1 protein-coding gene is annotated in these 452 nt (G+C 66.2%); it reads left to right on the top strand.

Translation table 11 applies throughout. From position 1 onward, the window contains the following. Positions 1–452: alpha-amylase family glycosyl hydrolase (locus GTY47_RS14645; RefSeq protein WP_010033291.1), on the top strand; the 452-nt coding region annotated here is incomplete at both ends.

Genomic DNA, 452 nt, shown 5'->3' with positions numbered 1-452 from the left:
CCCGCCAGGGACCGGGACCCGGAGTGGTTCAAGCGCGCCGTCTTCTACGAGGTGCTCGTCCGCTCGTTCCAGGACAGCAACGGTGACGGCGTCGGTGACCTGAAGGGCCTGACCGCCAAGCTCGACTACCTCCAGTGGCTCGGCGTCGACTGCCTCTGGCTGCCGCCGTTCTTCAAATCGCCCCTGCGCGACGGCGGCTACGACGTCTCCGACTACACCGCAGTCCTGCCGGAGTTCGGTGACCTGGCCGACTTCGTGGAGTTCGTCGACGCCGCCCACCAGCGCGGCATGCGCGTGATCATCGACTTCGTCATGAACCACACCAGCGACCAGCACCCGTGGTTCCAGGAGTCGAGAAAGGACCCCGACGGCCCCTACGGCGACTACTACGTGTGGGCGGACGACGACAAGCAGTTCCAGGACGCGCGGATCATCTTCGTCGACACGGAGGC

The sequence above is a fragment of the Streptomyces sp. SID5464 genome, from assembly GCF_009862985.1.
Lineage (GTDB): Bacteria > Actinomycetota > Actinomycetes > Streptomycetales > Streptomycetaceae > Streptomyces > Streptomyces chartreusis_D.
The sequence above is the reverse complement of the archived record's forward strand: the minus strand, read 5'-3'. Positions and strand labels throughout refer to the sequence as shown.